This window comes from Pseudomonas khorasanensis (genome assembly GCF_014268505.2).
GTDB lineage: Bacteria > Pseudomonadota > Gammaproteobacteria > Pseudomonadales > Pseudomonadaceae > Aquipseudomonas > Aquipseudomonas khorasanensis.
In genome coordinates, this window is sequence record NZ_JABWQP020000016.1 from 98487 (window position 1) to 106942 (window position 8456).

At 60.8% G+C, this 8456-nt stretch carries 7 protein-coding genes; 3 read left to right on the forward strand and 4 right to left on the reverse strand.

Going from position 1 to position 8456, the window contains the following annotated elements; genetic code table 11:
* Positions 1 to 24 precede the first annotated feature (24 nt).
* The 3 genes from creB to creD all read left to right on the forward strand — a co-directional run bounded on the left by creB (position 25) and on the right by creD (position 3626).
* A complete protein-coding gene (gene creB / locus HU727_RS23525; protein WP_186532952.1) occupies positions 25 to 705 on the forward strand; it encodes a two-component system response regulator CreB in 681 nt (226 codons plus the stop codon).
* Positions 705 to 2123 carry a two-component system sensor histidine kinase CreC gene (gene creC, locus HU727_RS23530; protein WP_186532951.1) on the forward strand — a complete coding sequence of 473 codons (1419 nt, stop codon included), beginning with the start codon at positions 705 to 707 and terminating at the stop codon, positions 2121 to 2123. Before creB ends, creC begins: the two co-directional genes overlap by 1 nt.
* 132 nt (positions 2124 to 2255) lie before the next feature.
* Positions 2256 to 3626, forward strand: coding sequence for a cell envelope integrity protein CreD (gene creD / locus HU727_RS23535; protein WP_186532950.1), 1371 nt, complete (start codon positions 2256 to 2258; stop codon positions 3624 to 3626).
* A gap of 181 nt (positions 3627 to 3807) precedes the next feature.
* Here creD and HU727_RS23540 read toward each other — a convergent pair whose 3' ends face one another.
* The 4 genes from HU727_RS23540 to HU727_RS23555 form a co-directional block, all read right to left on the reverse strand.
* Positions 3808 to 4437, reverse strand: a complete 630-nt coding sequence (locus tag HU727_RS23540) for a glutathione S-transferase family protein (protein WP_186533030.1) — start codon at positions 4435 to 4437, stop codon at positions 3808 to 3810.
* A gap of 75 nt (positions 4438 to 4512) precedes the next feature.
* Positions 4513 to 4692 (reverse strand): hypothetical protein, encoded by a 180-nt coding sequence (locus tag HU727_RS23545; RefSeq protein WP_186532949.1) that lies wholly within the window; start codon positions 4690 to 4692, stop codon positions 4513 to 4515.
* Complete coding sequence (locus HU727_RS23550) at positions 4689 to 5819, reverse strand: PepSY-associated TM helix domain-containing protein (RefSeq protein ID WP_186532948.1); 1131 nt, start codon at positions 5817 to 5819, stop codon at positions 4689 to 4691. The genes HU727_RS23545 and HU727_RS23550 overlap by 4 nt, the downstream gene beginning before the upstream one ends.
* A 74-nt stretch (positions 5820 to 5893) precedes the next feature.
* Positions 5894 to 8332, reverse strand: a complete 2439-nt coding sequence (locus tag HU727_RS23555) for a TonB-dependent siderophore receptor (protein WP_186532947.1) — start codon at positions 8330 to 8332, stop codon at positions 5894 to 5896.
* Between the last annotated feature and the right edge of the window lie 124 nt (positions 8333 to 8456).

Sequence of the window (8456 nt, forward strand, 5' to 3'; positions counted from 1 at the left end):
TTACCTGCCACGGGCTCGGATGCCATGCCGCATATCCTGATTGTCGAAGACGAAGCGGCGATTGCCGACACGCTGATTTTTGCCTTGCAGGGCGAGGGGTTCACCACCACGTGGCTGAGCCTTGGCGCGATGGCGCTGGAGCATCAGCGCCAGACGCCGGCTGACCTGATCATCCTCGACATCGGTCTGCCGGACATCAGTGGTTTCGAGACCTGCAGGCAGCTGCGCCGGTTCAGCGAAGTGCCGGTGTTGTTTCTCAGCGCCCGCGACGCCGAAATCGACCGCGTGGTGGGTCTTGAGATTGGCGCTGATGACTACGTCGTGAAACCCTTTAGCCCGCGGGAAGTCGCGGCGCGTGTGCGGGCGATCCTCAAACGGATGGCACCACGACCTGTCAATGAGCCTGTTTCGACGCTGTTTCGTATTGATCCCGAACGCGTACAAATCAGCTATCGCGGCCAGCCGTTAAGCCTGACCCGCCACGAATTCCGCCTGCTGCAATGTCTGCTCGAGCAGCCGGAGCGGGTGTTCAGCCGCGAGCAATTGCTTGATGCGCTGGGCGTCGCCGCCGACGCAGGGTACGAGCGCAGCATCGACAGCCACATCAAAAGCGTGCGCGCCAAGTTGCGACTGGTGCGCGCCGACGCCGAGCCGATCCAGACCCATCGCGGCCTCGGTTACAGCTATAGCCCGGGGCACAGCTGATGTCGTTGGGGCTGCGGATCTTTCTGGTGTATGTGCTGTTTGTCGGCCTGACCGGTTACTTTGTGCTCAATACCGTGATGGAGGAAATCCGCCCCGGCGTGCGCCAGTCCACGGAAGAGACGCTGGTGGACACCGCCAACCTGATGGCGGAAATCCTGCGTGACGATTTCAAGGCCGGCACCCTCAGCGAGAACCGCTGGCCGCAGCTGCTACGCGCCTATGGCGAACGCCAGCCGCAAGCGACGATCTGGGGCTTGCCGAAAAATCAGGTCAACCACCGCATCTACGTCACCGACGCCAAAGGTATCGTCGTGCTCGACTCCAGCGGCGTGGCGGTCGGTCAGGATTATTCGCGCTGGAACGACGTCTACCTGACCTTGCGCGGCGAGTATGGCGCGCGCTCCAGTCGCAGCGATCCGGATGATCCGAACTCTTCGGTGATGCATGTCGGCGCGCCCATTCGTGACAACGGCAAAATCATCGGGGTGGTCACCGTGGCCAAGCCCAACAGCTCGCTGCAACCCTACGTCGATCGAACCGAACGGCGCTTGCTGTTTTACGGTGCCGGGTTGATCGGCCTCGGCCTGTTGTTTGGCGCACTGCTGTCGTGGTGGCTGAGCCGTGCGCTGCATCGACTGACCGGTTACGCCCAGGCAGTGAGCGAAGGGCGGCGGGTGGAAGTGCCGCATTATCGCGGCGGGGAACTTGAACAGCTGGCCACCGCCGTCGAGCAGATGCGCACGCAACTGGAAGGCAAGGCTTACGTCGAACGCTATGTGCACACCCTCACCCATGAATTGAAAAGTCCGTTGGCAGCAATTCGCGGCGCGGCGGAGTTGTTGCAAGGCGAGATGCCGCCGGCCCAGCGTCTGCGTTTTGTCAGCAACATCGACAGCGAAAGCGCGCGGATGCAGCAGTTGATCGAGCGCTTGCTGAATCTGGCCCAGGTCGAACAACGCCAAGGGCTGGAAGAAAAGGTGGCGGTGCCGCTGTCGGTGCTGGTCGAGCAATTGCTGCAGGCGCAGGCGGCGCGAATCGAAGGCAAACAGCTGCGCGTCGAGCAATCAATCGGCGGGGATTTGCTGCTGATGGGCGAGCCGTTTCTGCTGCGTCAGGCGTTGGGCAATCTGCTGGAAAACGCACTGGATTTCACCCCGGCGCAGGGGCTGCTGCGCTTCAGTGCCGAGCGGGTGGGCGAGCAAATCGAGTGTCGTCTGTTCAATGAAACCGCGCCGATTCCCGATTACGCCTTGCCGCGCCTGACCGAACGCTTCTACTCGCTGCCGCGCCCCGACAGTGGGCGCAAGAGCACGGGGTTGGGGCTGAATTTTGTCGAAGAAGTGGTCAAGTTGCATGGCGGGGTGATGCGCATTGGCAATGTCGAGGGCGGGGTTGAGGTGGTCTTGCGCTTGCCTTGAAACCCAGTCGCGGCCTTCGCGAGCAGGCTCGCTCCCACAGGGGAATGCATTCTCCACACAATCTCCACATTCCCCCCACAAAACCACCACGGCCGATCAGCAGACTCTCCTCATCCAAACAGGGAGAGTCCCATGAACAAGAATTTGACCATCAAGCTCGGCGCGATTGCCTTATTGATCCTGCTGTTGCTGATCCCGTTGCTGATGATCGACGGCATCATTGACGAGCGTCAGCAACTGCGCGACGGCGTGCTCGAAGACATCGCCCGCAGTTCCAGCTACAGCCAGCAGCTGACCGGGCCGGTGATGGTAGTGCCGTATCGCAAAGTGATCCATAACTGGAAGACCGACTATAAAACCAACAAGCGTTATGACGAACCGAGGGAAGAGCGCGGCCGTTTGTATTTCCTGCCGGAACGCTTCGAACTCGACGGTCAGGTACAGACCGAACTGCGCGCCCGGGGTATTTATCAAGCGCGGCTTTTCCACGCGGATAACCGCATCAATGGCCATTTCTCATTGCCGGCGCAATTGGGGATCAAAGAAGACTTCAGCGACTACCGTTTTGAACCGCCATTTCTCGCGGTCGGCATCAGCGATATTCGCGGGATCGAAAATGCTCTGAAACTGGAACTCGACGGCCAGCGCCTGGACTTCGTTCCAGGCACTCAGGTCGGCTGGCTCGGTGAAGGGGTGCGCGTGACGCTGCCGTTGCTGGACACCAGCAAAACCACCGAGATGAGCTTTGGTTTCGATCTGCGCCTGCAAGGCACTGGGTCATTGCAGGTGTTGCCGGTGGGCAAGACCAGTAGCGTCAGCCTCACTGCTAATTGGCCGCATCCCAGTTTTATCGGCAATTTCCTGCCCGGTAATCGCGAAATCAGCGACGCCGGTTTCCGCGCTGACTGGCAGACCACCTTCTTTTCCACCAACCTGCAAGATGCCCTGAGCCGTTGCGTCAACAACGACGATTGCGAAGCCTTTAGCGGGCGCAGCTTCGGCGTAAGTTTCATCGACCCGGTGGACCAATATCTGAAAAGTGACCGGGCGATCAAATACGCCTTGCTGTTCATCGTGCTGACGTTCGCCGGTTTCTTTCTGTTCGAAGTGCTCAAGAGCCTGGCGGTGCATCCGGTGCAATACGCCTTGGTCGGTGTGGCGCTGGCGTTCTTTTATCTGCTGCTCCTGTCGCTGTCCGAACACATCGGTTTTGCTTTGGCGTACGCGCTTTCGGCCAGTGGCTGCGTATTGCTGATCGGCTTCTATGTCAGTCACGTTCTGCGCAGTGCGCGGCATGGCTTGAGTTTTTCGGCGGGGCTGACGGCGTTGTATACCCCGCTTTACGGGTTGCTCAGCGCCGAGGATTACGCGCTGCTGATGGGCTCGCTGATGTTGTTCGGTCTGCTCGGCGTGTTCATGGTGCTGACGCGCAAACTGGACTGGTACGGGATTGGCGTGAAGTCGGCCAAGCCGCTGGAGTTTGATGTGGAGACGATGCAATGAGCGGGTTGAGAGCTGAGCGCAGGGAGGTGGCGGTTTTGCTGACGCGGATATTTGCAGCGCTGCCGCCAGAACCGAGGTGGTGCATTCGCGAGCAAGCTCGCTCCCACAAGGGATTCGAGAATGGCACCCATCCTGTGGGAGCGAGCCTGCTCGCGAAGAGGCCGGAACAGGCAGCGCAGCTTTAAGGCTTGGGCATCGTCGCGACCATGGACGGTCGCTGGCTCACTTCAAAATACCAGTGGGCCAGTTGCGGATTGGCCGCGCGCCAGTCCATGTCAGGGAAGCGCAGATCGAGATAACCCAATGCGCAGGCCACGCTGATCGCCGCGACATCGAAATGGCTGGTCAGCTCGGCAATCGCCTCGCTCTCCAGCACCGCGAGGGCGCGGCGGATCTTGTCGCGCTGGGCGTCTAGCCATTCATCCCAATGCTTTTCCACCGGACGCAGCGCCATTTCGTAGCGCACCATCACCGACGCGTCCATGATCCCGTCGGCCATCGACGCCAATGTCAGGCGCCGCCAGCGCGCCGCGCCTTCTCGCGGGATCAGCGGGTTGCCGACGTGCTGCTGATCGAGGTATTCGAGGATGACGCGGCTGTCATGGATGACATTGCCGTCGGCCAGGCGCAGGGCGGGGATTTTGCTCAACGGGTTGTCGGCGATCAGCGCCGGGTTTGGGTTGACCGGACTGAGTACACAGTCCTGCAGCGCGACGCGATTCTGCTGGCCGGTCTCGTGCAGCAGCACCATGACTTTGCGGACGAAGGGCGACAGGGTGTTGTGATACAGGGTCATGCTGGGGGCGGACATGGGCAAGGTCTCGATCAGGGCAATGATCGGCAGCATAGCCTGCTCAAGTCCGGCGCAGAACCCACATGGGAATTCTCAGCTTCGCCGCATTAATCCCTTTATGGCCAGAACCGCAGGCACGCCAAGCCCAACCCAGCTCAACGCATCCCAGATCCCGTCCCCCAGCAACGCGGCGAACAACCCTGCCGCGCTGAGCAACGCGATCACGATCGGTGTGCTGAACACTCTCCAGAAACTCGACTGACGCGGCTTCATGCCGAGGCCTCCGCCGTTTCCAATACAGGCTTGGCCGCCCTGCGCCGTACCACCCACAAATAGACACCACTGGCCAACACGATAATCGTCAACACATCGAGCGCCGCCCAGAGAATCTTCATCGGCATGCCACCGTAGTCACCGAAGTGCAACGGCTGCGACATGCCCATGGCGTCCATGTACCACGGACGTTCGGCGACGGCGGTGACTTTCAGGGTGGTGGCGTCGATCAGCACGGGCGTCAACAGGTGCGAGGTCAGATGCGTGCCGCCCTTCATGAACACCGCGTAATGGTGCTCGCTGGAAAATCGCGTACCGGGGAAAGCGATGAAGTCCGGTTTCATTCCCGGCGCAACTTCACCGGCGATGTCGAGCAAGCGCGTGGCCGGCGCCAGTTGGGTCAGCGGTGGCGCATCGCGATAGGGCGCGACCAGCGCGGTCAGCGCATCGTTGCGCCACGCCGCGATCAGCAGGTCGGCGCAGGCGCTGATGACCCCGGTCACGCCCACGACCAGTGCCCAGGTCAGGGTCACCACGCCAATCAGGTTATGCAGATCGAGCCAGCGCAGGCGCGTGGATTTGTCCTGACGCACTGTGCCGAATTTCAAGCGGCGCATGAACGGCAGGTACAACACCGTCCCTGAAACAATCGCCACGACAAACAGCAACCCCATGAACGCCAGCAGCAGCTTGCCCGGCAGGCCGGCAAACATATCGACGTGCAGGCGCAGGATGAACAGCATCAGCCCGCCGTTGGCCGAAGGGGTTTCCAGCGCCTCACCGGTGCGCGCATCGAGCATGAACGTGTGCGAGGAATTCGGTTCGGTGCCGGCGGTTTTCGCCATGATCGCAAAGGCTGCATTCGGGTCTTCGTCGTCATAGCCGAAGTACTGCATGACTTCACCGGGGCGGTGTTTCTGCGCGGCATCCACCAGTTGTTGCAGATTGAGCTGCGGCGTGTCCGCCGGCATCTCGCGCAACTCAGGCTCATTACCGAGCAGATGATCGATCTCGTGACTGAAAATCAGCGGCAGACCGGTCAGCGCCAGCATCAGCAAAAACACCGTGCAGATCAGGCTGGTCCAGGTGTGAATGAACGACCAGCGGCGAATTGTTTTACTTTTCATTTCATGACCTTCAAAAACACCAAAGCCGTCCATGAAGGACGGCCAGGGAACGGGGCCTGAGTCAGCTCAATCGCTTACCACTTGTAAGTAGCGCTGGCGATCACGCTGCGCTGGTCACCGTAGTAGCAATAGAAGCCGTCGCAGGTGGAAATGTAATCCTTGTCGAACAGGTTGGTCGCGTTGACGGCCAGCGACGCGCCCTTGAGGCTGTTGTCCAGACGGCCCAAATCATAATGCACACTGGCATCGAACACGGTGTAGGCATCGGCTTTGCCCAGCCACGTGTTGCCCTTGTCGCCATAGGTGTTGCCGGTGTAACGCACGCCAGCGCCCACGCCGAAACCGTCAAGCACGCCCGCGTGCCAGGTGTAGTCGGTCCACAGCGAGGCTTGCTGGTTCGGCATCAATTGCAGGCGGTTGCCCTTGTCGATGCCTTTCTGCACTTCGGATTTGGCCAGAGTGTAGGCAGCGATGACCTTCAGGTTGTCAGTCACGTCCGAGACCGCTTCCAGCTCCAGGCCTTTGACTTTCACCTCGCCAGTCTGGCTGGTAATCGAAACGTTGTTGACGAAGGTGTTCACCGCGACGTTCTTCTGGGTGAGGTCATACACGGCGGCGCTCAGCAGGGTCTTGCTGCCCGGCGGCTGGTACTTGATACCCAGTTCCCACTGCTTGCCCTCGGTCGGCTTGAGCGAGCCGGTCGAGGTGGCGTCGGCGCCCGAAGTCGGCTGGAAGGACTCGGCATACGACAGGTACGGTACGAAACCGTTGTCGAAGACGTAGCTGATCGCGGCGTTACCACTGAATTTCTTGTCGCGCTGGGTGTTGGTGGCGTCGCCCTTGTTGAAGAATTCCGTGCTGGTGTGCACCCAGTCTTCACGGCCGCCGAGGGTCAGGCGCCACTGGTCGAGGGCAATTTGGTCCTGGACGTAGAGACCGGTCTGATAGGTCTTCTGGTTGTAGTCGTAGAACGCGGTGGAGCGAGCCGGGCGCTCGATCGGCTGGCCGTAGATCGGGTTGTTGACGTTGATGTCGGGTGCGAGACCAAAGATCGAGGTGTAGTTGGTATTGCTGCGCTGATGATCGAGGCCCAGCAGCAGCGTGTGGCGAACATCGCCCGTGGCGAAGTCAGCCTGGAAATTGTTGTCCACGGCGAACTGGCTGATGTCTTCATCGGCGTTGGTGGTGCTGCGCCCGACATTGCCTTGGTCGTCCACGGTGAATCCTGCGAACGACGGGTTGTAGCTGTTGACCGTCACGGTCTGGAAAGACAGGTCGGACTTGGTGTAACGCAGATTCTGCTTGAACTGCCAGACATCGTCGAGGCGATGCTCGAAGGCATAGCCCAGCGCATAGTAGGTGCGGTCGTAGTAGTCGTAGTCAGGATCGCCCAGGTTCTTGTGGTGAGAAATCTTGCCGAACGGCATGTCGATTTTGGTGCCCTGGATCGGATAGAACTGGCTGGTAACGCCGGTATCGTCACGGGTGAACTGAGTCAGTAGGGTCAGTTTGGTGTCGTCATCGATATTCCACGTCAGGCTCGGCGCGATGTTGTAGCGCTTGTTTTCGATGTGGTCGATTTGTGTATCGCTGTCGCGCACCACGCCGCTGATGCCATAGAGAAACTGTCCGGCCTCGTCGATTTTACCGGTGCTGGCGAAGTTGATCTGACGATGGTTGTCGCTCCCGTACTGCAGCTGGACCTCGCTGCTGGCTTCAGCGCTGGGGCGGCGGCTGACCATGTCGAGCAAGCCGCCCGGCGGGGTCTGGCCGTACACCGACGAGGCCGGGCCACGGAGCAGGGCGAGGCGGTCCAGGTTCCAGGTTTCCTGCTTCGGGTTGGCGTACACGCCTTTCGGCAGCGGCAGGCCATCGAGGAACTGGGTCGGTTCGAAACCGCGCACACGCAGCCAGTCGGCGCGGGTGTCGCTGCCGTAGCTGCTGGCGGTGATGCCCGGCATGTAGCGCACAGCGTCATCGAGGCTGTGCACGCTGCGGTCATCCATTTGCTGACGGGTGGCAATGGAGATCGAGCGCGGCGCCTCGACCAGCGCGGTATCGGTCTTGGTGCCGGCAGCGGTGCGGGTCGCGGTGTAGCCTTCGACCGGGCCCCAGGCGCTTTCAAAATTCACCACGCCAATGACCGAGGTTTCCGGCAGGGCCAGGGTGCCTTCCGGCACGGCGGTCAGCGTGTAAGTGCCGGTGCTGCTTTGTTCCAGTTGCAGGCCGGTGCCGCGCAGCGCTGCGCGCAGTGCACCGGCGGCGTCGTACTGGCCGTTGACCGGTGCCGACGTCTTGCCCGCCGCCAGCGAAGGATTGAGCGACAGCGCGAGCCCGCCCTGACTGGCGATCTGGTTCAGCGTGGTCGACAAGGGCGCCGCCGGCAGGTTGTAGGCGCGCACGTTCGATGCTTGTTCAGCCGCGAGTATCGGGCTGCTGATCAGCGGCGTGCCGAGGGCGATGGCGACGGCCAGCAGACTGGGGCGCAACAAGGTGTCTAGCGAACGGGACATACGGCGGCTCCTGAATGGAAATATTTCTCAATTGCCTGTGTGCCGGATGAAAATCAAAAAGTGATAGGGCTGGGTGGAAATTCTTTTTTGCAGGAAATGGTTGTGCGGCTGATGTCGCCTTCGC

What these genes read in the sequence shown, in the direction of transcription:
- HU727_RS23555 (WP_186532947.1), bottom strand. Translation starts at nt 8,332, where the DNA reads ATGTCCCGTTCGCTAGACACCTTGTTGCGCCCCAGTCTGCTGGCCGTC.
- HU727_RS23540 (WP_186533030.1), bottom strand. Translation starts at nt 4,437, where the DNA reads ATGTCCGCCCCCAGCATGACCCTGTATCACAACACCCTGTCGCCCTTC.
- creD (WP_186532950.1), top strand. Translation starts at nt 2,256, where the DNA reads ATGAACAAGAATTTGACCATCAAGCTCGGCGCGATTGCCTTATTGATC.
- HU727_RS23550 (WP_186532948.1), bottom strand. Translation starts at nt 5,819, where the DNA reads ATGAAAAGTAAAACAATTCGCCGCTGGTCGTTCATTCACACCTGGACC.
- HU727_RS23545 (WP_186532949.1), bottom strand. Translation starts at nt 4,692, where the DNA reads ATGAAGCCGCGTCAGTCGAGTTTCTGGAGAGTGTTCAGCACACCGATC.
- creB (WP_186532952.1), top strand. Translation starts at nt 25, where the DNA reads ATGCCGCATATCCTGATTGTCGAAGACGAAGCGGCGATTGCCGACACG.
- creC (WP_186532951.1), top strand. Translation starts at nt 705, where the DNA reads ATGTCGTTGGGGCTGCGGATCTTTCTGGTGTATGTGCTGTTTGTCGGC.